Raw genomic sequence first — 24,432 nt, forward strand, 5'->3', positions numbered from 1 at the left:
TCAAGCTGGACGTACACGAAGGGAGCCCCCATGAGCACCACACCCGAGTACGACCAGGATGGTCGTCTCATCACACCCTCCTCCGCGGATTCGGCGGGCACGGGAGAGGAAGCGTCGTCGGTTTACGGGCAGTCGACCGCAGCTCCGTCCCAGGCAGCGCAGCCGGCTCAGCCAGTGCCGCCGCAGCACCCAGCTCCGCAGCACCCCGCTCCGCAGCACCCCACTTCGGAGCACACTTCGCAATTCGCCCGTCCGACGGAGTTCACGCCGTCAGCCTCTGAGCATCCCACGGCGCAGCTGCCCGCTCGCGAGCATTCGGCGGCTCCCGGGGTCGCTCCCTCGTCGGCAGGCGAGGTGCATGCGGGCTCCCACGCTTCGGGGGGCTTCGGAGGAATCGGAACCGGCGGCCCGCACGGCGCCAAGGGGTCGGGGAAGTCAGGAGAAGCGAAGCAGCGCTCGGGAATGCTCCTCGCAGGATTGGCCGTGGGCGCCCTGCTCGGAGGCGTCGTCGGCGGCGGCGTCGCCGCGGTGGTGTCGGCGAATGCGCCCCAGACGAGTTCGACGGCGGCTTCCGGCAGCAGTGCGATCACGCTGAACAACGCGGAGAACGCGACTGCCATCTCCGGCGTGGCTGCGGTCGCGACGCCCAGCGTCGTCACGCTCGAGGTCGCCGGCGGCAGTTCGAGCGGGTCGGGTTCCGGAGTGATCTATTCCGAGGACGGGTACATCATCACGAACGCGCATGTCGTGACGCTCGACGGTGCGGCCATGAGCGATGCGTCGATCCGCGTGAAGCTGAGCGACGGGCGCATCTTCGACGGCAGCCTCGTCGGTGTCGATCCGTACGCCGACCTCGCAGTGGTGAAGGTCGATGCAACCGACCTCCCGGCGATCGAGGTGGCGGATTCCGACAAGATCGACGTCGGCGACCTCACCGTGGCGATCGGAGCTCCCTTGAACCTCGCGAACACGGTGACGAGCGGCGTCGTGAGCGCGCTCAACCGCGGTATCTCGGTCGGAAGCCCCCTGATCGAAGACCAGCCGACTCCGGATGACGGGAGCGGCGACGACGGCTCGGGCGGCGGAGGTCTGCCCTGGGACTTCCGCTTCGGCCTGCCCGATGAGGAAGGGCAGCAGCAGCAGCAATCCGCCTCCGCAGGGAGCGTCACGCTGCCGGTCATCCAGACGGATGCCTCCATCAACCCGGGGAACTCGGGTGGTGCACTCCTGAACGGCAACGGCGAACTGATCGGCATCAATGTGGCGATCGCGTCGACATCGACGACCGGCGGCACCGCGGGGAGCGTGGGGCTGGGGTTCGCGATTCCCGCCAACCTCGCTTCTCGCGTGGCGGACGCGATCATCGCCGGGGAGCAGCCCTCGCACGGCCTGCTCGGCGCATCTGTCGCGGACTCCTCGCAGGACACCGACGCCGATGCGAACTACGCCGGCGGTCTGCTGGTGGAGGTCGTTCCCGACGGAGCAGCGGCGAAAGCGGGTCTGCAGGCCGGCGATGTGATCACCGCGGTCGACGGGGTGTCGGCAGTGGACGGAACCTCCGTTTCAGCGTTGATCCGCGAGCACGCGGGCGACAGCACCGTGCGCATCGACTACATGAGGAACGGCGAGGCCGGGGAGACCGAGGCGACCCTCGGCACGCTGGAATGGTAGGGCTCGACTGCTGAATTCGAGTGCATCCGAAGTGCCGCGGGGGTCCGCTCTGGAGCCCCGCGGCACTTCCATATCTCAGGGCGGATCACCCGCAGCGGATGCCCTACAGTGGTACCGATGAGTACCGCCGGATTCGACTTCGCGAGCGGCAACCTCTCGAAGCTTCTCGCCATACCGAAGTACGCGCTGTCGTTCGTGCTGTCGTGGTTCGTGCCGCGCGTCGGCGCCCGATGGGTCTTCGGCAGCGCGGCAGGAGTGGGTGAGGGTGCGCTCGCCGTCGCCCGCGCACTGAGCGCCGAGCAGTCGGACGCGCACATCACCTGGCTGGTCGCCGACGAGGACGAAGCAGAGCGTGCCCGAAGCGAGGGCTTCGCCGCGGTGCCGCGACGTGGCCGAGCCGGGTTCTGGGCAACCCTGCGGGCGGGGCACATCATCGTCACGCACGGCCTCGGAGACGCGAACCGATTCGGCGTCGCGGGCGGGTTCATCGTTCAGCTGTGGCACGGAGCGCCGATCAAGCGTCTGCATTTCGATTCGCCGGTGACCACTGCCGTCGCGGGATCGCCCTTGATCCGCTCACTGCTCAGGCGGATGTACCGCGCCGGCGCTCGTCAAGTGGATCTCTACGTCGCGGGATCACCGGTCGCCGCAGAGCGATTGCGCACGGCGTTCCGCGTGGCTCCCGGGAAGGTGCGGGTGCTGGGCGATCCACGCGACGACGCGCTCGCCCGCTCCGCGGCGGCCGTGAATGCTGGAGACGCGGCTCGATCGCGGGTGCGTGCACTGCTCGAACGGGACGGCGCGACCATCGCGGAATCCGAGTCGCTCGTGCTCTACGCCCCGACCTGGAGAGACGGCGAGCCCGATCCTGCTCTCCCGACCGACGCGGAGCTCGCCGCACTTCGCGAGACCTGCGCACGCCTCGGATCGCATCTCGTGATTCGTCCGCACCCGCTCGGCAGAGGTGCCTATGACGCGCTGCTCGGTGAGCGCGTGCACCTGCTCGACTCCGAGACGCTGCGCGATATCACGCCGATGCTCGGCGCCTTCGACACGGTCGTCACCGACTACTCGTCCATCGCGCTGGACTTCTCGCTGCTCGGTCGACCCATCATCTGGTTCGCTCCCGACCTCGAACGCTACGGAAGCACGCGCGGGCTGTACGAACCGCTGGAGGTCACCGCTGCCGGGCGTATCGCCCGCGACTGGGCGGGAGTCATCGCGACGTGGGAGTCGCTCTCGAGACCGGCGGCTCGCTCCGCGCTGGTCGGGGAGGCGCGCGCCCTCGGCGAGCGCTTCCACACGTACCGCGATGGCCGATCCGCCGAACGCGTTCTCGGGGAGATTCGGCGCCTGCGCACTCCGGCCGCCGAACTCATCGATCCGGAGGGGATCTTCTTCGAGAGCTTCTACGGACGCCAGGTCAGCTGCAATCCGCTCGCGCTCGACCGCGAGATCGCCCGCCGTTTTCCCGGGCGCACCCGCTACTGGAGCGTGGACAGCGAGCGCCGCGCGGTGCCGAGCGGCGCGGTTCCGCTGCTCGTCGGAGGACGCGAGTGGTTCGCTGCGCGCCGGCACGTGCGGCTCCTGATCGTCAACGATTGGCTCCGTTATCGGTTCCGTCGACGACGGGGTCAGATCGTGCTGCAGACCTGGCACGGCACGATGCTCAAGCATCTGGCGCTCGGACGACCCGACGTGAATCTGCGCACCCGGCTCGCGGTGCGCAGGGAAAGCCGGCGGTGGAGCCTGATGCTGTCGCAGAATCCGCATGCGACCGAGCAGTTCCGCTCGAGCTACGCGTTCAGCGGCGAGATTCTCGAGACCGGGTATCCGCGCGACGATGTTCTCGCCCGGGCGCTGGCCGGGGATTCCGTGAACCCGGTGGCCGCCCGACTTGCGCGTGCCGAGCTCGGGGTGCCTGCGGAGGCGCGCGTGCTCGTGTACGCGCCGACGTGGCGCGATCGCGGAGTGACCCTCGTCGACGATCTCGACGTGAGGCGACTCGCCGAGGACCTCGGGGACGACTGGGTCGTCGTCGCGCGCGGCCACACGCGCACGCACGCCTTCGGAAGCTACGCGAGCGGAAGCGGGCGCGTCATCGACGCGTCACACGTTCCCGATGTCGCCACCGTTCTCCTGGCCGCCGATGTGCTCGTCACGGACTACTCGTCGATCATGTTCGACGCCGCCGTATCGCGAACGCCCATGCTCTTCTTCGTCCCCGACCTCGCCGCCTACCGGGATCGCGAGCGCGGGTTCACGTTCGATTTCGAGCGCGACGCGCCGGGCCCGCTGCTCGATGCGCGTGAGGACGTGGTCTCCCATGCCCGAGCCTTCGCGGACGAGGGCCGGGAGGCCGCGTGGATGCGCCGATTCTCGGATCCCGCCGAGGCCTGGCGTGAGCGGTTCGCTCCGCACGACGACGGAGGCGCCGCGGTGCGCGTGGTCGACGCCCTCATCGAGCGGGGCGCGCTGGAGGGCGACCCGTTCGCCTCTCGGGTGTCCTTCTAGACGCGCGAGCGATCCACTACGCGTCCCCGTCCGAAAAGTCGTCCGCCGCCGAAGACGATGCCGCGGAGGAACCCCGCGCCCCAGGTCACGTGCATCGTGGTGAGCGTCGCTGCGGTGAGGATCCGATCGTGAACGCCGCGCTGGTCGGGTATGCGGGCCGTGGCGACGACGATTCCGGTGAGGTACGCGATTCCCGGCACGAGAAGCACCGGCCAGGCCGACGCCCACGGGAGCACTCCTGCGGCCAGCAGCACGAGCCCGCCAGTGCTCGCAGCGAGCCCCAGCACGAGCGCTCCTGGAGCGAAGAACCGCCACGGGTTCGCCCGCCCGTACTTGCGCACGAGCACAGCTCGCCAGGTGCCGGTGGCGAAGAACTGGCGCGCGAGGTCGCTGAGGCTCGCGCGCGGCCAGTACGTGACCCTCAGTTCGGGGGAGAACCAGACGCGACCGCCCGACCTGCGGATCCTGAGATTCAACTCCCAGTCCTCGCCCCGCAGGATCTCGCGATCGTACCCGCCGACGGCTTCCACAGCCTCGCGCCTGAAGATGCCGAGATACGCGGATTCCGCCTCTCCGGGCACTCCGTCGCCGTGATAAGCGCCGCCGCCGAGGCCGTAGGGACTGTTGTAGCCGCGAGCGATGGCACGCTGAACGTCGCCGATTCCAGCCGCGCGCATGATGCCGCCGACATTCGCGACGCGCTCCCGGGCGAGGATCTCGACTCCGCGCCGCGTGTACTCGGGCGTCAACTCCGAGTGCGCGTCGACACGGATGATCACCGGGTAGCGGCTCGCATCGACAGCGCGATTGAGGCCAGCGGGAATGTCGCGCTCCGGGTTCTCCACCAGACGCACGCGAGGGTCTTCAGCCGCGAGCGACGCCGCGATCGCATCGCTTCGATCCGTAGAGGGACCCAATGCGAGCACGATCTCCTTCTCCCCGGCGTAATCCTGAGAGAGGATCGTGCGCACGGCGCGTTCCAGGAAGTCCTCCTCGTTGAGCACGGGCATGATGTAGCTCACGGCCGGAAGGTCGGGCAGAACGGGGAGATGCACGCGTCGATCCTCGCACATTCCTCGTCTGCTCCCGATGGCTCGGGCGGTGGAGCGCCGCATCGGGTTAGGCTTGCAGGATGCAGTTGGCGAAAGATGTCAGTCGCGCCCTCCGGCTCGGCAAGCGCGTGCTCAAGCGGCGTCAGGCGTACTCCGAATTGCGCAAGCTGCTCGACCAGCGTGGGCCGCTGCCGGAAGGGTCTTTCCGTATCGGCGTGTACTTCGCCGACAGCGACGTGAACATCTATCAGATGCGGCAGTGGTACGCGCCGCTGCAGCAGCTCTCGGAACGGTGGCCCGTGCTCGTGCTCTCGCGCAACGCGGCGGGCGCACGGCAGCTGATGCGCGAGAGCGGCCTCGCCGTCGAATTCGTGCGACGGGTGACCGAGATCGAGCAGGTGCTCGAGTCGCAGCGCCTCGACGTGATCCTGTACGTCAATCAGAACACGCGCAACTTCCAGATGATGCGGTACGGGCAGCGCTGGCACGTCTTCGTCAATCACGGCGAGAGCGACAAGATGTACATGACGAGCAATCAGCATCAGGCCTACGACTTCGCCTTCGTCGCCGGCGATGCCGCACGCGAGCGGCTCTCACGAGCGCTGTGGAACTTCGACGTCGACGCCCGCACCATGGCGATCGGGCGACCGCAGACCGATCACCTCGCCGGAGACCCGCCATTCACGCCCGACGAGCGCACGGTCGTGCTCTACGCCCCGACCTGGGAGGGCGATCGGCCAGCGGCGAGCTACGGCTCCGTGGCCAGCCATGGGGAGACGCTCGTCCGGTCGCTGATCGCCACGGGGCGCCATCGCGTGGTGTACCGGCCCCACCCGCGGAGCGGAGTCGTCGACAGCGAATTCGGAGCGGCGAACGAGCGGATCATCGCGATGATCGAGGCCGCCAATCGTGCCGACCCGACGGCCCAGCACGTCTACGACACGAGCGCTCGTCTGGGATGGCAGCTGAGCCTGCCCGACGTCGCGATCTGCGACATCTCGGCGATGGTCTACGATCGGCTCGCGACGGGACGACCGTTGATGGTGACTCGGCCGGTGTCGCCCGAGGCCGCGGTCGACGAGCAGGGGTATCTGGGGGTCTGCGAATGGCTCGATGCGGCGGAGACGCCCGGCATCGCAGCGGTGCTCGATCGGGTGATCGGCGACGAGGCGGCGCGCGAGCGGCTCAGCACGTGGTCGGCGCACTACTTCGGCGATACGAGCCCTGGTGCGCCGACACGCCGATTCCACGCGGCGATCAGCGATCTACTCGATCGCGCCGACGCGGAGCGGGCTCGACGAGAGGGGCCCTACACCGGGTGATCCGAGTTGTACCGCTCGAGCACTGCCTCGATGTCGCTGTCCAGGACGAGCCGCCCGCCATCGAGGTACAGCCCACGGGTGCAGAAGCGCCTGAGATCGCGTTCGTTGTGGGAGACGAGGAAGAGGGTCTTCCCCTCCGCCAGGATCTGCTCGATGCGCGCGTAGCACTTCGCGCGGAACGCCTTGTCTCCGACGGCGAGGACCTCGTCGACGAGCAGCACGGGCTCATCGAGCTGCGAGATCACCGAGAACGCGACGCGCACCTTCATCCCGCTCGACAGATGCTTGAAGGGGGTGTCGACGACGTCTTCGGCTCCCGCGAATTCGATGATCGAGTCGAAGCGCGCGGCGATGGTGCGTTTGCTCAGTCCGTGGAGCCCGGCCGTGAGCCAGACGTTGTCTCGTACGGTCAGATCGCCGACGAATCCTCCGGTGATCTCGATGAGCGGCGCCACCCCGGCGCGCACCTCGACGCGTCCCTCATCGGGGAAGAGGACGCGGGCGACCAGCTTGAGCAGCGTCGACTTTCCCTGTCCGTTGCGCCCGACCACGCCGATGGCCTCGCCGGCGCGAACGTCGAAGGATACGTTGCGCAGCGCCCAGAAATCGCCGGGACGCTCCCGCCGTGCGCGGCCGGAGAGCAGGTCCTTGAAGCTGCGTCGCGATCCTCGATTGCGGCGGAAGCGGACGCCGAGGTGCGAGACGGAGATGATGCGCTCGGCGAGCGGTGCGGCCTCGGGGGAGCCCTGATCGGATGTGGTCACGTTACAGCTCCTTCAGCACGCCGCCGATGGTGCGGCGGAAGACGAGGATTCCGATTCCCAGGAAGAGGAGGGTCATCGCGGTCGACGCGGCGATGAGCGGCCAATCGATCTGATCGGGGAAGAATCCGGCACGGAACAGCGCGAAGATGCCGGAGAGGGGATTGAACCACGCGAGAGGCCTCGCGAACTCCGGCAGATCCTGCGCGCCGTAAATGATCGGCGACGCGTAGAACAGAACGCGCAGGATCAGCTTGGTCGCCCGTTCCAGGTCGCGGAAGAAGACGACCAGCGGGGCGACGATGAGCCCGACGCCGAGGGTGAGGGCTGCGAGCAGCAGCACCGCCACCGGCATCAGCAGTACGCCCCAGCCGACGGGGGCACCGCTCAAGATCGCGAAGGCGACGAGCACCGGCAGGCTCAGGAGGAACTCGATGCCCTTCGAGCACACGATCCGGCCCACCCAGATCCAATGGGGCAGGGCGACCGATCTGACGAGTTTCACATCGCGCAGGAACGCGCGCGTCGAATCGGAGATCGCGCCGTTGACCCAGACCCACGGCAGCAGCGCGGTGAGCAGGAAGACGATGTACGGCTGCTCGCCGACGGTGCGCTGGAACACCTGGGTGAAGACGAACCAGTAGATGAGGCTCATCAGCAGGGGATCGAGGATGGACCAGAGGTAGCCGAGCAGTGAAGTCGCATAGCGGACCTTGAGGTCGCGCCGCGTCAGCAGCCACAGCGACGACCACGCGCTGGCGCGCCGGGTCCGGGAGCGGGGTGAAAAGGTCACGTTGCTATTCTGCCGTCTTCCCGAGGACGGCGAGGCCACAGAAGTGCACCCTCAACCTTTGCTAAATTAGAACCCGTGCCGCCCGTGACCCCGTCTGCCCTGCCCGAGCCCGAACCCCGCAATGGGTCGATGCCGAGTGAAGAGACGGTGATCGGCGAGATGTCGACCGGGATGAGCGGCGGATCGCGCCTGCGCCCGAGTCGTGCGGCCGGTGGGCCGCCTGCACCGCCGCGTCCCGCGGAACCCGCCGGGCCCGTGGAGGCCGACGGGCCTGTGGAGGCTGCATCGGCGCCGACCGCAGCCTCGGAGGTTCCGGACGAGGCGCCGGCGGAGGACGCGACGCCTCGGAGCGCACCCCGCCCGCCGCGCACCGGCCGCATCGAGGTGCCCGTGCCCTCGGTCGTACGCGCCCGCGAACGCGGTCGCATCGCCGAGCAGAACCCGGTGGTACTGCGAACCGAGATGCTGACGAAGACGTACGGGTCACTGGTCGCCGCGGGCGATGTCTCGATCGACGTGCACGCGGGATCCTTCACCGGCTTCGTCGGGCCGAACGGGGCCGGGAAGACGACGACCCTCTCGATGATCAGCGGCCTTCTGCGGCCCACGTCGGGTCGGGTCACGGTGAGCGGTGTGGACGTCTGGGCGGACGGCCCTGCTGCGAAGCGGCTCATCGGGACACTGCCCGACCGCTTGCGCCTGTTCGACCGCCTCACCGGTGCTCAACTGCTGTACTACAGCGGCGTGTTGCACGGCGTTCCCGAAGCCGCGGTCGCGACGCGCTCCGCCGAGCTGGCGGAGGCGTTCGGTCTCGAGTCCGCCCTCGGACGTCTGGTATCCGACTACTCGGCGGGCATGCAGAAGAAGATCGCTCTCGCCTGCTCCATGATTCACGCGCCCGAGGTGCTGGTGCTCGACGAGCCGTTCGAGGCCATCGATCCGGTGTCCGCGGCCAACGTGACCGAGATCCTCGAGCGCTACGTGTCGGGCGGCGGCAGTGTGGTGATGTCGAGTCACAGCCTCGATCTGATCCAGCGCGTCTGCGACCATGTCTCGATCATCGTCGACGGCAGTGTCATCGCCCAAGGCACCGTGGATGCGGTGCGCGACGGGATGAGTCTCGAGGAGCGCTTCGTGCAGCTCACCGGGGCGAGCGAGGCGAGAAGGGGACTCGAGTGGCTTTCCGGCTCTTCCGACTCCGAGTAGCTCTGCTCGGCGGCGGCTTCCGCGGCTCATTCGGACGGGCGTTCCGCGCAACGCTGCTCGCCCTCGTTCTCGTGGCGGGCGCCGTGCTCCTCGCGGTCGCCCCTCGAGTGCTCGTCGACGACCCGCAGGAGCGCTCAGTCGTCGACCTCATCATCGGGACGGCGATCCTGCTTGGGGTGTTCCTGGTTCCGTTCTTCGAGAACCGGCGCATGCTCGAGCCCCGGCAACTGGTGCAGTACCCGGCCGGTTCCGGTGCGATCGCGAGCGGGCTGCTCGTGTCGACCGTGGTCACTTGGCCGTTCTTCCTGCTGATCATCTGGCTCGCCACGCTCGCCGCCTCGCGTTCGGAGTGGCGCGAACCGGCGTGGGCGGTTCCGGTCGCGTTCGTGCTGGCGGCCCTCCTCGCGGTGGCGAGCGTGCGCGTCGTGTCGCTGCTGTCGCGTCTGCTCGCCGGGCAGCGCTTCGCCGGGGCGCTGCGCACCACGGGCGTCGTGCTCATCGTCGCGGCGCTGCCGCTCGCGGTCTTCGCGGGTGCGACGGTGCTCGCGCCCGGCGGGTTCGAGACTGCCGAACGCGTTGCGGAGAGACTCGGCTGGACGCCGTTCGGCGCCCCGTTCGCCGCAGTGCAGGCGGCTGCGGCGGGAGATCTGGAGGCGACCGGCGTTCACCTCGCCATCGTCGCCGGAGCGGTCGTGCTCCTCCTGGCGATCTGGTTCCCGCTCGTCGCAGCGTCGAATCGGCGCATCGAACGTCCGCTCTCTCCCGGAATCGCGCGGAGCGGGCTCGGATGGTTCGAGCGTTTCTCCGCGCGTCCCGCGCAGGTGATCGCAGCTCGACAGCTCACATATTGGGCGCGGGATCCCCGCTACCGAGTGGCGCTCTTCGCGATCCCGCTGGCGCCCGTGCTCATGCTGCTCGCGTTCTGGGTCGCCGGGGCGCCCCTCACCGCGCTCGCCCTCGTTCCGCTCCCCGTGATGCTGCTCCTGCTCGGATGGTCGCAGCACAACGACATCGCGATGGATTCGACGGCGATCTGGGAGCATGTCGCGAGCGGGACACGCGGCCGCTCCGATCGCGCCGGGCGTCTGGCCCCGGTGCTCATGATCGGTGTGCCGCTCGCGGTGATCGGTTCGAGTGTCACCGTGACGATCGTCGGAGACTGGCGCATCCTTCCCGCCGTGGTCGGCATGAACCTCGGCGTACTGCTCGTCGCCTGCGCCGTGTCGTGCATCTTCTCCGTGCTGACGCCGTATCCGGCGACGCGTCCCGGCGACAGTCCGTTCGTGCAGCCGCAGGGCGCGGGAAACGGGTCGGGTCTCGCGCAGACCCTCGCGATGATCCTCGCACTGGCACTCGCCGTGCCGCCCGTCTGGTTCGCGGTCGGCGCGATCCTGGACGTGGAGTTCACGGCGAATATGTGGGCGCTCGGGTTCGGAATCGGTTACGGCCTCGTGGTGCTGGTGCTCGGGGTGCTGATCGGCGGATGGCTCTTCGACCGCAGTGGCCCGGAGCTCATCGCCGTCACTCAAGTCTTCGATTGAGCCCGCGGCGCGAGGAGTAGACTGAGCGCATGGGCATCTTCACGCGCAACGATTCCGACACCGCTGGCAGCACGGATGTGCTCGACCGCGAGCTCGAGAAACTGCTCGAGGATTCGCAGATCGAGGACGGCGATCATGAGCGGTTCTCGCATTACGTGCCGAAGGACAAGATCATGGAGTCGGCGATGACGGGGAAGCCGGTTCGCGCGCTCTGCGGCAAGAAGTGGACCCCGTCGCGCGATCCTGAGAAGTTCCCCGTCTGCCCCGACTGCAAGAAGGTCTACGAGCGGATGCGCAAGTAGCGGCAGCGGCTCAGCGGTACTCGGTCGGGATCGCGGGATCCCCGCGAGTCAGGCTCATGGCGACCAGGGGAAGCTCCGCAACGCTGGACCGGTGGCGTTCACGCGCCGCGGCGATCCCATCTGCCCCGGTGAATCCGGTCTGAATCTCCCCGTCGACGATGAGCGGTGCGAGCACCGTGCGTCCATCCGAGTCGTCGCCTTCAGCCGCGCCGCCCGGGCCATCGCCGAGAAGAATGAGCTCGCGTGAGGCGACGCCCCCCGCCGTGAACGAGCGTCGCACGCTCTTGCGGCCGCCGACCGACGCCTTCTCCGCCGACTTCTTCGCAACGGAGACCCACTCGCCCGATGCGTCCTCGTGGGCCACGAGCTTGTAGACCATGCCCATCGTCGGGGTCCCGGAGCCGACGACCACCGAGGTTCCGACGCCGAAGCTGTCGACGGGCGACGCGGCGAGCGCCGCGACGGTGTGCTCATCGAGATCGTTCGTGACGGTGATGCGGGTGCGCGTCGCGCCGAGTTCGTCCAGCAGGTGGCGCACCCTGCGCACCACGACGGGAAGATCTCCGGAATCGATGCGCACGGCCCCGAGATCCGTCCCGGCCACCTCGATGGCGGTGCGGACGCCCTGGTCGATGTCGTAGGTGTCCACGAGCAGCGTCGTGCCCGTGCCGAGCGCCGCGACCTGGGCGGCGAACGCGTCGCGTTCGGTCTCGTGCAGCAGGGTGAAGCTGTGCGCCGCGGTGCCCATGGTGGGAATCCCGTAGCTGCGACCGGCCTCGAGGTTCGAGGTTGCGGTGAACCCCGCGATGTACGCGGCGCGCGCTGCGGCGACGGCGCTGTACTCGCCCGTGCGTCGGGATCCCATCTCGGCGAGCGGCTTGCCCGCGGCGGCGTGCACCATGCGCGACGCCGCGGTCGCGACTGCGGAATCCGAGTTCAGGATGCTCAGTGCGAGCGTCTCGAGGAGCACGCCCTCGGCGAAGCTCGACTCGACGGTGAGCAGCGGGGAGCCCGGGAAGAAGACCTCGCCCTCCGGGTAGCCCCAGATGCTGCCGCTGAACGCGAAATCAGCGAGCCAGTCGAGCGTTCGGGGGCTCACGACCTGCTGCTCGCTCAGGTATGAGAGCTCTGCGTCGGTGAAGCGGAAGCGCTCGATCGCCTCCAGGAGGCGTCCGGTGCCGACGACGACGCCGTAGCGGCGGGCGCCGGAGAGCCGCCGCGCGAACAGCTCGAATACGCTGCGACGGTGAGCGGTGCCGGCTTGCAGCGCCGCATCTACCATCGTCAATTCGTAGTGATCGGTGAGCAGCGCCGTCGAGGTATGCACCCCGTCAGCTTAGCCGTTCGGGCCGGAGCGGTGCAGTACGGCGCGGATCACCTGAAGTCGCGCGAATTCACGCCGATCGGTGCGGCGAGCGGCTCGAATGTCTGCGCGATCACGTTGACGACGCCTTCGGGCGAGCGCTCGAGCACGCCGCGGATGATGAGCGCGGGAGAGGCGCGGGCGACGAGCCGGTTGCGCGCCCAGACCTTCGCCCATGTGACGATGTTGACGGTACCCGCCTCGTCCTCAAGCGTGAGGAATGTGATCCCGCTCGCGGTACCCGGGCGCTGTCGATGCGTCACGAGCCCCGCCACCTCCACCACGGATCCCGGTTGCGTGTGCCGGGTACGATCCGACCGGATGATTCCGCGGGCGTCGAGCCCGTCGCGGAGGAGGGCGAGCGGATGCGTCCCGGTCGCGACACCGGTCGTCCAGAGATCGAGAGCCGTCTGCTCGGCGGTGTTGAGCACGGGCAGCAGCGGCGGCTGCACGTGCACCGCGATGCCGGGCAGGAAGCGCTCGCGGTTGTCGGAGGCGGGGGCGGCCGCCCACAGCGCCTCCCGGCGGTCGAGGCCGAGGCTCTCGCATGCTCCGGCAGCCGCCAGGGCCTCCAAGCGGGTGCGATCGAGATCGGCTCTCCGGGCGAGGTCGGCGAGGTCGCGGAAGGGCGCGTCGGCGCGTGCGCGGGCGATGCGCTCCGCGGTATCGCGTTCGATCCCGCGCACCTCGGTGAGGCCGAGCCGTACCGCGAACGCGCCATCCCTGCGATGCAGCGCACTCGTGTCGGGTGCGTCGCGCACGAAGGGGCCGGGGTGGGGATGGTGCGAGGCCAGGCAATCGTCCGAGCCGGTCGGCGGTCGGCGATCCCGCCCGGCATCATCGCCGGGCTCGTTCGGCGCGAGCGGTGCCAGTGGCTCGAGGGTCGAGAGCGCTTCGGAGCGCTGCACGTCGGGCGGGCGCACCTCGACGCCGTGCCGACGTGCGTCTTCCGTGAGCGAGCGCGCGTTGTAGAACCCCATGGGTTGCGCGCGCAGCAGACCCGCGAGAAAAGCTCCGGGGTAGTGCAGCTTGCACCAGGAACTGACGTAGACGATCAGGGCGAAGCTGATCGAGTGGCTCTCGGCGAACCCGAACCCTGCGAACGCCTCGATCTGCTCGTACATGCGGGTCGCCTCGTCGCCCGTGATGCCGTTCGCCGCCATGCCCTCGAAGAGCTTGGCCTTGAGGCTGTCGATGCGCTCCTGACCGCGTTTCGACCCCATGGAACGACGCAGCAGATCCGCGTCCTCGCCGCTGCATCCGCCCACGGACATCGCCATCTGCATGAGCTGTTCCTGGAAGAGCGGCACCCCGAGTGTGCGCTCGAGCACCGGCACGAGCTTCGGGTGGGGGTAGACCACGTCCTCCTGACCGTTCTTGCGCCGCAGATACGGGTGCACCGCACCGCCCTGGATCGGCCCGGGGCGGATCAGGGCGATCTCGATGACCAGGTCGTAGAACCGACGCGGCAGCAGACGGGGGAGCGTGTTCAGCTGCGCGCGGCTCTCGACCTGGAAGACGCCGATGGCGTCGGCGCGGCAGAGCATGTCGTACACCCCGCCCTCCTCCTTCGGCACCGTGTCGAAGGTCCACTGCTCGCCGGTCGACTGGGCGATGATGTCGAACGTGTGCCGCAGCGCGCTGAGGATGCCGAGCCCGAGCATGTCGAACTTCACGAGCCCCATGGTCTCGCAGCCTTCCTTGTCCCACTGCAGCACGGTGCGGTGCTCCATGCGCGCGTGCTCGATGGGGCACACCTCGCCGACGGGGCGCTCGGTGAGCACCATGCCTCCGGAGTGGATGCCGAGGTGTCGCGGCGCCTTCTGGAAGGCCTGGGCGAGACGCTGCACGGAGATCGGGATCGGGCTCTCCGGGTCCTCCTCGATGGTGCGGTGGCGCTCGAGCCCGCGCGTCCACGCGCGTTGCTGCCCGGCGCTGTACCCGAGCGCTTTCGCAGCGTCGCGGATCGCCGCCTTCGGCTGGTAGGTGATGACGTTGGCGACTTGCGCGGCGTTGCGCCGTCCGTAGCGCTCGTAGACGTACTGGATGATCTCCTCGCGCCGTTCGGAGTCGAAATCCACGTCGATGTCGGGTTCTTCGTCGCGCAGGCTGGAGAGGAAGCGTTCGAACGGGAGATCGTAGAAGATCGAATCCACCGAGGTGATGCCGAGCACGAAGCAGACGGCGGAGTTCGCCGCCGATCCGCGCCCCTGGCAGAGGATCTCCCGGCTGCGCGCCTCGCGCACGAGATCGTGCACGATGAGGAAGTAGCCGGGGAAGTCCTTCTGCTCGATGACCTCGAGCTCCCGTTCGATGCGTGATCGGTGGCTCTCCGGCAGTGCGATGCCGTACCGCCGTTCGGCGCCCTCCCAGACGAGGGATCGCAACCAGCTCATCTGCGTGTGGCCGTCGGGCACGTCGAGCTTCGGGAGACGCGGTCGGGCCGCGCGCAATGGGAACGCGAGTTCCGCGGCGAGCGGTACCGTGCGGGCGATGGCGTCGGGGTGCCTGGCGAAGCGCCGCAGCATCGCGGCACCGCTGCGCAGGTGGGCGGAGCCGGAGGCGGGCAGGTGCGGATCCAGCTCTGCGAGGCTGCGCCGAGCACGTACCGCCGCCATGGATTCGGCGAGCGGCGCATCGGCTGCGGTCGCGTAGTGCACATTTCCGGTGACCACGGTGGGAAGGCCTCGTGCAGCGGCGAGCTCGGCGAGCCGGTCGTTGCGCGGGTCGTCGCCCGGATGCCCGTGATGGGTGAGCTCGACGTGCACGTTGTCGCGGCCGAAGAGCGCGGTGAGTCGATCGAGCTCGATGAGCGCTTGCGCATCCCCGGCGGCGCGAGTCGAAGCGCTGTCGAGGGCGCGGCGCAGGGAGCCCTTGCGGCAGCCCGTCAGGATCGCCCACTCGTTCCCGCCCGCAGCTGCGAGGGCCTCGAGATCGTAGACCGGGCGCCCCTTCTCGCCACCGCCGAGTTGCGCCTCGGTGATGGCGGCCGCCAGCCGGTGATAGCCGCTCGCGCCCCGGGCGAGCACGAGCAGGTGGGTGCCCATGGGGTCGGCGGCGCCGAGCTGCGGCGCATCGAGACCGAGCGACAGCTCGGCGCCGTAGACCGTGAGCGGAGCGGCGTCGGGGGAGCGTCGCGCGTGAGCGTCTGCGGCGTCGGCGAACGCGGCCGCGCCGTAGAAGCCGTCGTGGTCGGTGAGGGCGATGCCTGAGAGCCGCAGACGGGCCGCCTCGTCGATGAGCTGTTCGGGAGATGAGGATCCGTCGAGAAAGCTGAAGTGCGAGTGGGTGTGGAGTTCTGCGTAGGGTACGACCGTCTCGGGATTCGGTGGTGCGGGGACTGCCTGCTCATCGGGAGCGCGCCGCGTGCGGGCATCGGCGCCCGCGGCGCTCGCAGTACCCGTGGGACCCGCAGCGCCCGCGGCGCCCGCGGCACCCACCGCATCAGGAGCGCGGCCGGAGAGTCGACGTTCGAACTCATCCCACGAGAGCGAGGAATTGCTCCAGCGCATGCGGCCTCCAACAGAGATGGATCAGTGATCGGAATATGACGCGGAATCAGTCGTATCGACCTTCCGCCGCCCAGGCGCCGGTGCGGAACACCAGCAACCAGGCGTCCCCATCGGCGAGCTGCACCTGCAGGCGGAAGCGTGCGGGAGCGCCCTCCCACCACCGCTCCCGCACCACCCAGGGCGGTGACCACGCCGTAACGGGAGACTCGAATGCGGCCTCGGCGACTCGCAGGTGCGCGGGTTCCGCGGTCAGCAGATCGTCGGCGTCGATCCTCACAGGAGCTCCCGACGCATCCAGAAGCGCAGCCGGAATCGCTTCGGGAAATACTCGGCTGGGCGCCGGGCCGGTGAGCGCTCCCGGCCAGGGACCGGAGGCGGACGCACGAGCGGCCCCGCGTTCGACGCGCGTCGTGCTCCAGGGGACGAAGCGCTGTCGATCCGCGAGGAGGCGCCCGCCGGCGAGCGCGATCGTTCCCACCCCCGTGTGCCCGAGACGACTCTGGGCGCGACTGAGGTGGTGATGCACGCGCTCGTCGGGCTCCGTGCTCCACAGACCCGGCTCGTGAGATGCGGCTCTGTCGGTGTGCACCGGAGTGATGCGCACTTTCGTGACCCCTGCGCCACCGCGCTCGGTCTCCTTCGTCGCCGAAGCGGCCTGCCACCGGATACGACCGATGGTGTCGGCAGCCGTGAAGTGTCTCGGGTGCGCCCATTCGCGCTCGTGCCGGGCTCCGACATCGTCGGTGAGCTCGACGCGCAATGCGGTGCACACCAGGCGGTCCTCGGTGAGGCCCCCGATGAACCGCTCCGCCAGCGTGCTGCACGCGAATGCGAGTTGATCGGCAGCATCGATCGGGGTGTCGAACGACAGTTCCACTGAGAGCTCGCGAGCGGGGGGTCGGGGGCGCACCTCGCTCCCCGAGCCCACGCCGGACGCGGATGCTCGACGATGCGCGGCCAGCCCGTGCGGGCCGAACCGCTGACGAACCGCATCCTCCGGGAGTGCGGCCAGCGCGCCGAGGGTGCGGATGCCGAGCCCCTGCAGGGTCTCGGCGAGCCCGGCATCCACTGCGCGGGAGACCGGGAGCGGGGAGAGGAACGCCGGGGATCCACCGGGGTCGACGATGCGCAGGCCATCGGCCGGAGCGGATACACCGGGGTCGGTCGAGGCGGAGCGCGCCACCTGCTCGGCCGTGAACCGGCCGTCCGCGATCCCGACTCGCGTATCCGGGAGCCCCAGCTGCGCCGCGAGGTGCAGCACCGCTGCTCCGGCGGGTGCCTCTCCGCCGTAATAGCGCGCCGGGCCGCGTGCCCGCATGGCGCAGAGCCCGGCGCGCACCACCTCGATGCCGGGCACGAGCTGCTCGAGGGCCGTGGCGATGGGGGCGAATCGTCGCTCATCGGTCTCGGGGTCGTGCGGGTACACCGCGAGTTCGGGGCAGCGCGTCTGGGCTTCGCGTTCGCGGAGGCCGGTGCGAACGCCCTCCCTGCGTGCGGCGGCCGAGCAGGCGACGACGAGATGGTTGGCGGTGAGCGCGAGCGGCGCGTCGGGGGAGAGGCCGTCGGCCCCGTCATCGCGCAGGAGGGCGTGCACGGGCCAGTCGGGAACCCAGACGACGAGAGTGCGCTCCGCGTTCATCGTGCGCCCAGACGTCTGACCGGTGCGGTGCGGGGAGCGACGACGGCTCCGTGCTCGAATCGCACGGTATGCCTCCTCGCGCCCAGGCGATCCTGCGACTGCACCACCAACTCCCGATTCGAGAGCATGCCGTGGCCGCGCCCCAGACCATCCCATCGAGACGCCGTGACGTGCAGCGTGGATTCGGGGCGCGGCCACTCGCCGACCGCCACCAGTGCAGCGTCGTGCTCGCGCAGACGTGCGGAGATGCGCTCCGCCTCGCCGGGGCTCGGAGGGGACGGTGCGGTGACCAGCAGGACCGTGAGAATCTCGGCGAGCGCCCCGGTGAGGCCCAGTGCATCATCACCCGGATGCGGGATCACGACGCAGCGTTCGAGTGCGATGCCGAGCGCTGCGGCGGCTTCCGCGCCGAACGACGAGTCGCCGATCACGCCGCACCACGCTCCCGACGTCGATGCCTCTGCGAGCATCGCGAGCGCCAATTGCCGGGAGCCCTGTACGGCATAGCTCGCGCCCATTCTCAGAGCTCCTCCGGGGAGCAGCGGGCGCAATCCCTCCGACGTGGGAAGCACGCGGGCGTCGAGGCGCACCGGCTGCATCTCGGAGATGCGCTGCTGCAGCGAGCGAACGGTCGCGAGGGAATTCATGCAGGTATATTCGAACATATGTTCGAATAAGTCAATCTCGCGACCACTGGCGCGTCGCGTGCGAACGGCACTCGAATCCTGTCTCTCCGACGGCGTAGGATGGACGGGATGAACGAGGACGAGCTAGACGATTACGAGCGCGAGGCCGAACTGTCGCTGTTTCGCGAGTACCGCGATATTGCGAGCCAATTCCGCTACGTCGTCGAGACCGAGCGGCGTTTCTACCTCGCGAACGATGTCGACCTCAAGCGGCAGGATGCGGGAAGCGACTTCTACTTCGAGCTCTCCATGACCGATGTGTGGGTGTGGGACGTCTACCGGGCCGATCGCTTCGTGAAGTCGGTGCGGGTGCTCACGTTCAAAGACGTCAACGTCGAGGAGCTGTCCGCCCGCGAATTCTCCCTGCCGCAGGAACTCGCGCTGGACGAGTAGGTTTCGCGACCCGAGCTCCGCTCACATCGCGCCTGTCGCCCGCGCGCCGTCGACTTCTCCACAAGACGGTAGGACACCGCTCGGCACCCTCCGCATCGCGCCCATGCTGGGATGCCAGGAGGTGCATCATGGAGCGCACAGCAGCACGGAGAACCAGCACGGAATGGGGTGCCGACACCGAGGAGGCGCCTCCCCGCAATCGCACGCTCGGCGCGCAGGGTGAAACGATCGCGGGCGAGTACCTCGAAGGGCTCGGATACCGAATCCTCGACCGCAACTGGCGAAATCGCTACGGAGAACTCGACCTCGTCGTCGCTGATCGCAGCGTCGTCGTCGCGGTGGAGGTGAAGACTCGCAGCGGCACGGGGTACGGCAGCCCGCTCGAAGCCATCACGGCGCGCAAAGCGGCGCGGTTGCGCCGGCTGCTCCTGGACTGGGTGCGGGCGCATGCGCGATCCGCCTCCGGTCTTCGTGTCGACGCGATCGGCATCATCCTCCGCTCGGGAGATGCCCCGCACATCGACCATCTGCGGGGCATCTCGTGAGCGGGGTCGTGTGCCGAGCCGCGTCCATCGCCCTCACCGGGCTCGAGGGCACCACCGTGATGGTCGAATCCGCTGTCTCGCAGCAGCTCCCGGGTATCGCGATCATCGGGCTGCCCGACGCGTCGCTGGCAGAGGCGAAGCTTCGCGTGCGCACGGCCACCGCGCAAGCCGGCCTGCCGCTCTCCGACCGGTTCATCACCGTGAATCTCGCGCCGGCCTCGCTTCCCAAGCACGGGTCGGGATTCGACCTCGCGATCGCGCTCGCGGCGCTCGCCGCATCGCGTCACCTGCCCGCGTCGGGTCTCGGCGACGTCGCCCACCTGGGGGAGCTGGCGCTCGACGGGGTGCTGCGTCGGCCGGCCGGGCTGCTCTCCTCGGTGGCTGCGGCTCGGGCTCGCGGTTTCCTCCGGGTCATGGTGCCCGAGGCCTGCGCTGCCGAGGCCGCGCTCGTGCCCGGCATCGAGGTCATCGCAGTACCCGACCTCGCCAGTGCCGTCGCGTGGTACCGGGGAGCGCAGGATCGCGGTCGCATCGTGCGCGCTGAGGCTCCCGCCGCGCTGCAGGCCGAACCCGCCGCTCCCGGTGCCGGGGTCGATATCGCAGACGTCGTGGGGCAGCCGGAGGCGGTCGAAGCCCTGGTGATCGCCGCGGCGGGCAGACATCACGTGTCGCTGCTCGGGCCTCCGGGGGCGGGGAAGACGCTGCTCGCCACGCGTCTGCCGACTCTGCTCCCCGAGCTCGACGACGAGGCGGCGCTCGAGGCCAGCAGCATCGCGTCGCTCGGAGGTTCGCCGTTGCTCCGCCTCGTACGTCGACCTCCGTTCGAGAGCCCGCACCATACGGCGTCGGCCGCATCCATCATCGGGGGCGGTCAAGGCATCGAGGTGCGCCCGGGCGCGATCACGCGAGCATGCCACGGCGTGCTGTTCCTCGACGAAGCACCCGAATTCCCCCGCACCGTCCTCGATGCGCTGCGGCAACCGCTCGAGACCGGCACGATCGAGATTCATCGATCGCGCATTCGCACGGTGCTCCCGGCGCGGGTGCAGCTCGTGCTGGCGGCGAACCCGTGCCCCTGCGGCAACGCCGGCTCGCCCGATACGGCGGTGAGCTGCACGTGCACGCCGCGCGTGCGGGTGGGCTACCGGCACCGCATCTCGGGGCCGCTCGCAGACCGTATCGATCTGCGTCTGACCCTGCATCGCGTATCGAAGGTGCTGATCGACGATCCCGGCGAGCGCCGAACCCCCAGCGCTGAGCTGCGCGAGCGCGTGGTGGGAGCCCGGGCGCTCGCCGCAGAGCGATGGGCGGGGACGCCCTGGTCGGTGAACGCCGAGGTGCCCGGTAGCTGGCTGCGCTGTCCGCGGATGCGACTTCCGCGCTCGGACACAGCGGTGCTGGATCATGCACTGGCACGCGGTGCGTTGACGCTGAGGGGCTACGACCGCGTGCTGCGGGTGGCGTGGACGGTGAGCGATCTGGCCGGCTCCGAGCGGCCACGGCGGGCCGAAGTCGCCCAGGCGCTGATGCTGCGTGGAGGTGATCTCGCGTGAGCGCGCGACGGCTGCGCATCCGCGCCGGCGCGGAGGAGCGCGCGGCGCTCACCCGACTCGTGCCGGAGGGGGAATCGGCGGGAGGAGAACTGTGCGATGCCGTCGCAGCAGGAGGGGCTGGGCCTGATGCGCTGCTCGCCAGAGTCGTATGGTGCCGGCTCATCGAGCCCGGCGACGCGGTAGCCGGGACGCTCATCGAAGCGCTGGGCGCCTCGCCGGCACTGGATGTGCTCGCCGGTGACGAGGCGCCTCAGCGGCTTGCGGAAGCGGCAGCCGCAGTGGGAGTCGAGATCACCCGCCGATCCCTTGCAGCGGCGATCGCACGCTGGCGCCCTCGCCTCGATCGCCCCGCGACCATCGCGGATCTGGATCGCGCGGTCGCCGCAGGGCTCCAGGTCATCGTGCCGGAATCTCCGCTGTGGCCGACGGCCTTGAACGATCTCGGGGTCCACGCTCCGCAAGTGCTCTGGGTGCGCGGCGATGCCACCGCGCTCGCCCGCACGGGGCTCGCCGTCGTCGGCGCGCGTGCGTGCACCGGATACGGAACGAGCGTGACCGCAGAACTCGTCGATGCCGCGGGCTCCGCCGGCTTCTCCATCGTCTCCGGGGCTGCCTACGGCATCGACGCGGTCGCTCACCGAGCCGCACTCGCCGCGGGTGCGCCCACCGTCGCGGTGCTCGCCGGAGGAGCCGATCGCGCATATCCGGCCTCGCACGAGAAGCTGCTCGACCGAATCGCGGCGGAGGGGGCGGTGTGCTCGGAGATGGTTCCCGGCGCCGCGCCCACGCGCTGGCGCTTCTTGCAGCGCAACCGCTCGATCGCGGCGCTCGCCACGGCGACGCTCGTCACCGAAGCGGGCATGCGGTCGGGATCGCTCAATACCGCCGGCCACGCAGCCGAACTCGGCCGGAGCCTCGGCGCAGTGCCCGGGCCGGTCACGAGTGCCGCGTCAGCCGGCTGCCATCGACTCATCCGCGACTACGGCGCGACCCTCGTGACGAATGCCGATGAACTCAGAGAATTCCTCGGGCTCGGCGATGCGGCGGGTCAGCTGCTCGACGGTCTCTGCGAGCGCCAATCGGCAGCGCATCGTCGTGTGCTCGACGCACTGCCGCTGCGGGGGCACCGGAGTGCGGAGGATGTCGCGCTCGCCGCAGGTCTCGTCCTCGAGGAGGTTCGAGCGGTGCTCGCCGAGCTCGAACTGATCGGATTCGCTGTTCGCGTCGAGACTGGCCGGGGTGCTGCGCACTGGCGGCTCGTGCGACGCGAGTGACTGCTGGGGCGGGTGGCGGGGAGCGGCGCCGGCTTCGACCTATCAGCCGGGGAGTCGATCCCCGGAGTCAGGCTGCGAGCAGCGGATTGCGCTGCGCCCATTTGGTGGCTTCGGTCTCCGAGAGCGCGACGAGGCCCCGTGGAGTGTACGAGACCGCCAGCAGCGCTTTGATCCACGCCGGATTGATCTGAGGCGCCTTGCCCCCGTTGAAGCGGAAGGCGATCGGAGCATGCTCGGAGATCCAGATCTCGTGCCGACCGCTGCCACGACTCGCGTCGACGGACCAGCTCAGGAAGAAACCCTCTCTCTTCGAAAGCTTCATACCGATCACTGTCTTCAAGTGAGCGAGGGTGCGATCTTCGAACTCGTATTCACGGCCACCGTGCAGCATGTATCCCATACAGCAAGTGTGACATAATTTAAGCAACTGAGAAAGCAACTATGTGACAATTTCAGTGCACCCGATGAAAGTGACGCGTCGGCAGTGAAGAACGTGACGCGCGAGTGACGGGTGCGTGTCAGCGGTGCGGCCGACTTCCGACGGCCCTACAATCGCTGAGGGGATTCGGAGGTTGCATGCCTGCAGCCGCTGTGGAGAGATCGTGAGAGCGGTCGTACGACCTTTGGAGAGGCCGCGATGGACCGCGATGCCGAGATGTTCCGCTATCTCGTGGAGGCCGTGCAGGACTACTCGATCTATTTGCTCTCCCCGGGCGGGATCGTGACGAGCTGGAACGCGGGCGCGGAGCGGATCAAGGGCTACCGCCGGGAGGAGATCGTCGGAAAACCGTTCGAGACCTTCTTCACCGGCGACGACCGCGCCGATGGACTGCCCGGACGCATCCTCGCCATCGCGAAACGCGACGGTCGCCTCGAGACCGAGGGATGGCGCGTGCGCAAGGACGGCTCCCAGTTCTGGGCGCACGTCACGGTCAACGCGGTGCGCGACGACCGGGACGTCGTGATCGGGTTCGCGAAGATCACTCGCGATGTCACGGTGGCCCGCGAAGCCTCGAACGCGCTCCGGCGCGCCGCTTCCACCGATCCCCTCACGGGAATGTGGAACCGATCCGCGTTCCTCTCCGAACTCGGCCAGTGGTCCGCAGACGGTTCGCCGTTCGCAGTCGCGATCATCGACCTCAACGATTTCAAGCGGATCAACGATACGCTCGGCCACGCGGCGGGCGACGAACTGCTTCGAGCCACGGCCGAGAATCTGCATCGCAGAGAAGAACTCGGGATCGTGACCGCCAGGTTGGGCGGGGATGAATTCGCAGCTGCCGCGCTGACGCCGGACGCGCAGGCCGTCGACGACTTCGTGGACGGGGTCGCGGATGCGATGCGCGAGCCGGTGCACTTCCATGGAAAGTCGAGAGTCGTTCCCGCCAGCATCGGCGTCGCCCGCTTTCCGGGGGATGCCAGCGACATCTCGGAACTGCTCGTCCGCGCGGATGCCGCCATGTACGACGCGAAAGAACGCGGGGCCAGTGATGCGATGCGCTACCGCGAGGGGCTGCTCGAGCATTCGGCGTCCCGCCGCTTCCTCGGCCGGCAGATCATGGGTGCCGTCGCGCGTGACGAGTTCACGCTGCTGTACCAACCCCAATCCTCGTTGAAGGATGAGGCCGTCGTGGGGTGGGAGGCGCTCATCCGGTGGGAGCACCCGATCCTCGGAATGCTGCATCCCGGTGAGTTCATCTCCATCGCGGAAGCCAACGGGACCATCGTCCACCTCGGCGAATGGGTGCTGCGGCGCGCATGCGCGGACGCTGCGAACTGGCAGGACCAGGCCCGAGTCGCCGTGAACGTTTCAGCAGCGCAACTCACCGACGATCAGTTCCTCGCTGCGGTGAGACGGGCACTCGATGACAGTGGACTGTCTCCCAGCCGGCTCGAGTTGGAGATCACCGAATCGACCTTGATCTCGCATCGCAGGGAGGTCATCTCAACATTCGAGGAGCTGCAGAAGCTCGGCGTTCTCATCGCTCTCGATGATTTCGGCACGGGTTTCTCCTCCTTGGATACGCTGCTGTCATTCGGGTTCGATCGGGTGAAGATCGACCGCTCCGTGCTGTACGAGAGTCTGCAGCCGTCGCGCACCCGGGACGTGCTCAGGGCGATTCTGGCGCTCGGGCACGCGCTCACGGCCACGGTGCTCGTCGAGGGCGTCGAGACCGAGCAGCAGCGCGAGATCTTGAAGCTCGAGGGCTTCGATGAAATCCAGGGCTTCCTCACGGGGCGGCCGGGCGCCGGCCCGGATGCGCCCGAACCCGGAACGGGTCAGATCCTGCTCCCCGCGCCGTGA

Annotated in this window: 19 protein-coding genes; 11 read left to right on the forward strand and 8 right to left on the reverse strand. The window is 69.0% G+C overall.

Annotated elements, in window-relative coordinates; genetic code table 11:
• The first annotated feature begins 30 nt into the window (after positions 1-30).
• Both PQI23_RS10065 and PQI23_RS10070 read left to right on the forward strand, forming a co-directional pair.
• Complete coding sequence (locus PQI23_RS10065; protein ID WP_339974129.1) at positions 31-1,671, forward strand: S1C family serine protease; 1,641 nt, start codon at positions 31-33, stop codon at positions 1,669-1,671.
• A 117-nt stretch (positions 1,672-1,788) separates the two neighbouring features.
• On the forward strand, positions 1,789-4,185 hold the full coding sequence (locus PQI23_RS10070; RefSeq protein ID WP_339974131.1) for a CDP-glycerol glycerophosphotransferase family protein: 2,397 nt from the start codon (positions 1,789-1,791) through the stop codon (positions 4,183-4,185).
• On the opposite strand, the gene PQI23_RS10075 is transcribed toward PQI23_RS10070, so the two are convergent.
• Positions 4,182-5,240 (reverse strand): glycosyltransferase family 2 protein, encoded by a 1,059-nt coding sequence (locus PQI23_RS10075; RefSeq protein WP_339974133.1) that lies wholly within the window; start codon positions 5,238-5,240, stop codon positions 4,182-4,184. The two genes, PQI23_RS10070 and PQI23_RS10075, sit on opposite strands and share 4 nt — an antisense overlap.
• Positions 5,241-5,317: 77 nt before the next feature.
• Here PQI23_RS10075 and PQI23_RS10080 point away from each other — a divergent pair, with 77 nt between their 5' ends.
• Positions 5,318-6,559, forward strand: coding sequence for a CDP-glycerol glycerophosphotransferase family protein (locus PQI23_RS10080; RefSeq protein ID WP_339974135.1), 1,242 nt, complete (start codon positions 5,318-5,320; stop codon positions 6,557-6,559).
• Here the strand turns inward: PQI23_RS10080 and PQI23_RS10085 are convergent.
• Positions 6,547-7,323 (reverse strand): ABC transporter ATP-binding protein, encoded by a 777-nt coding sequence (locus tag PQI23_RS10085; protein ID WP_339974137.1) that lies wholly within the window; start codon positions 7,321-7,323, stop codon positions 6,547-6,549. The genes PQI23_RS10080 and PQI23_RS10085 overlap by 13 nt on opposite strands.
• A gap of 1 nt (position 7,324) precedes the next feature.
• Positions 7,325-8,113: an ABC transporter permease gene (locus PQI23_RS10090; protein ID WP_339974139.1), complete on the reverse strand. Its 789-nt coding sequence runs from the start codon at positions 8,111-8,113 to the stop codon at positions 7,325-7,327.
• Positions 8,114-8,242: 129 nt separating this feature from the next.
• On the opposite strand from PQI23_RS10090, the gene PQI23_RS10095 reads away from it, so the two are divergent.
• Genes PQI23_RS10095 through PQI23_RS10105 form a run of 3 tightly spaced genes read left to right on the forward strand, consistent with a single transcriptional unit; the run spans position 8,243 to position 11,162 of the window.
• Positions 8,243-9,319 carry an ABC transporter ATP-binding protein gene (locus PQI23_RS10095; protein ID WP_339974286.1) on the forward strand — a complete coding sequence of 359 codons (1,077 nt, stop codon included), beginning with the start codon at positions 8,243-8,245 and terminating at the stop codon, positions 9,317-9,319.
• Entirely contained in the window at positions 9,289-10,860 is a 1,572-nt protein-coding gene (locus PQI23_RS10100) for a hypothetical protein (protein ID WP_339974141.1), read from the forward strand. The genes PQI23_RS10095 and PQI23_RS10100 overlap by 31 nt, the downstream gene beginning before the upstream one ends.
• 29 nt (positions 10,861-10,889) lie before the next feature.
• A complete protein-coding gene (locus PQI23_RS10105; RefSeq protein WP_339974142.1) occupies positions 10,890-11,162 on the forward strand; it encodes a DUF3039 domain-containing protein in 273 nt (90 codons plus the stop codon).
• 10 nt (positions 11,163-11,172) lie between these two features.
• On the opposite strand, the gene PQI23_RS10110 is transcribed toward PQI23_RS10105, so the two are convergent.
• Genes PQI23_RS10110 through PQI23_RS10125 form a run of 4 tightly spaced genes read right to left on the reverse strand, consistent with a single transcriptional unit; the run spans position 11,173 to position 18,323 of the window.
• Positions 11,173-12,489 (reverse strand): nicotinate phosphoribosyltransferase, encoded by a 1,317-nt coding sequence (locus PQI23_RS10110; RefSeq protein ID WP_339974144.1) that lies wholly within the window; start codon positions 12,487-12,489, stop codon positions 11,173-11,175.
• A gap of 47 nt (positions 12,490-12,536) precedes the next feature.
• Entirely contained in the window at positions 12,537-16,037 is a 3,501-nt protein-coding gene (locus PQI23_RS10115) for an error-prone DNA polymerase (protein WP_339974146.1), read from the reverse strand.
• 46 nt (positions 16,038-16,083) lie between these two features.
• On the reverse strand, positions 16,084-17,676 hold the full coding sequence (locus tag PQI23_RS10120) for a DNA polymerase Y family protein (protein WP_339974148.1): 1,593 nt from the start codon (positions 17,674-17,676) through the stop codon (positions 16,084-16,086).
• Positions 17,673-18,323: a hypothetical protein gene (locus PQI23_RS10125; protein ID WP_339974149.1), complete on the reverse strand. Its 651-nt coding sequence runs from the start codon at positions 18,321-18,323 to the stop codon at positions 17,673-17,675. Before PQI23_RS10125 ends, PQI23_RS10120 begins: the two co-directional genes overlap by 4 nt.
• Positions 18,324-18,431: 108 nt before the next feature.
• Between PQI23_RS10125 and PQI23_RS10130 the strand changes: the two genes are divergently transcribed.
• The 4 genes from PQI23_RS10130 (at position 18,432) to dprA (ending at position 22,127) form a co-directional block, all read left to right on the forward strand.
• The gene (locus tag PQI23_RS10130) at positions 18,432-18,755 is read left to right on the forward strand and encodes a DUF2469 domain-containing protein (RefSeq protein WP_090148195.1); all 324 of its coding nucleotides are present in this window, start codon (positions 18,432-18,434) and stop codon (positions 18,753-18,755) included.
• A gap of 128 nt (positions 18,756-18,883) precedes the next feature.
• Positions 18,884-19,300: a YraN family protein gene (locus PQI23_RS10135; RefSeq protein ID WP_339974155.1), complete on the forward strand. Its 417-nt coding sequence runs from the start codon at positions 18,884-18,886 to the stop codon at positions 19,298-19,300.
• Positions 19,297-20,853 carry a YifB family Mg chelatase-like AAA ATPase gene (locus PQI23_RS10140; RefSeq protein ID WP_339974157.1) on the forward strand — a complete coding sequence of 519 codons (1,557 nt, stop codon included), beginning with the start codon at positions 19,297-19,299 and terminating at the stop codon, positions 20,851-20,853. Before PQI23_RS10135 ends, PQI23_RS10140 begins: the two co-directional genes overlap by 4 nt.
• A complete protein-coding gene (gene dprA / locus PQI23_RS10145; RefSeq protein WP_339974159.1) occupies positions 20,850-22,127 on the forward strand; it encodes a DNA-processing protein DprA in 1,278 nt (425 codons plus the stop codon). Before PQI23_RS10140 ends, dprA begins: the two co-directional genes overlap by 4 nt.
• 67 nt (positions 22,128-22,194) lie before the next feature.
• Here the strand turns inward: dprA and PQI23_RS10150 are convergent, their stop codons facing one another.
• Positions 22,195-22,527, reverse strand: coding sequence for a DUF7882 family protein (locus PQI23_RS10150; protein WP_445238421.1), 333 nt, complete (start codon positions 22,525-22,527; stop codon positions 22,195-22,197).
• 237 nt (positions 22,528-22,764) lie between these two features.
• On the opposite strand from PQI23_RS10150, the gene PQI23_RS10155 reads away from it, so the two are divergent.
• Entirely contained in the window at positions 22,765-24,432 is a 1,668-nt protein-coding gene (locus PQI23_RS10155) for a putative bifunctional diguanylate cyclase/phosphodiesterase (RefSeq protein WP_339974163.1), read from the forward strand.

It is taken from the genome of Leucobacter sp. USCH14, from assembly GCF_037619215.1.
Taxonomy (GTDB): domain Bacteria; phylum Actinomycetota; class Actinomycetes; order Actinomycetales; family Microbacteriaceae; genus Leucobacter.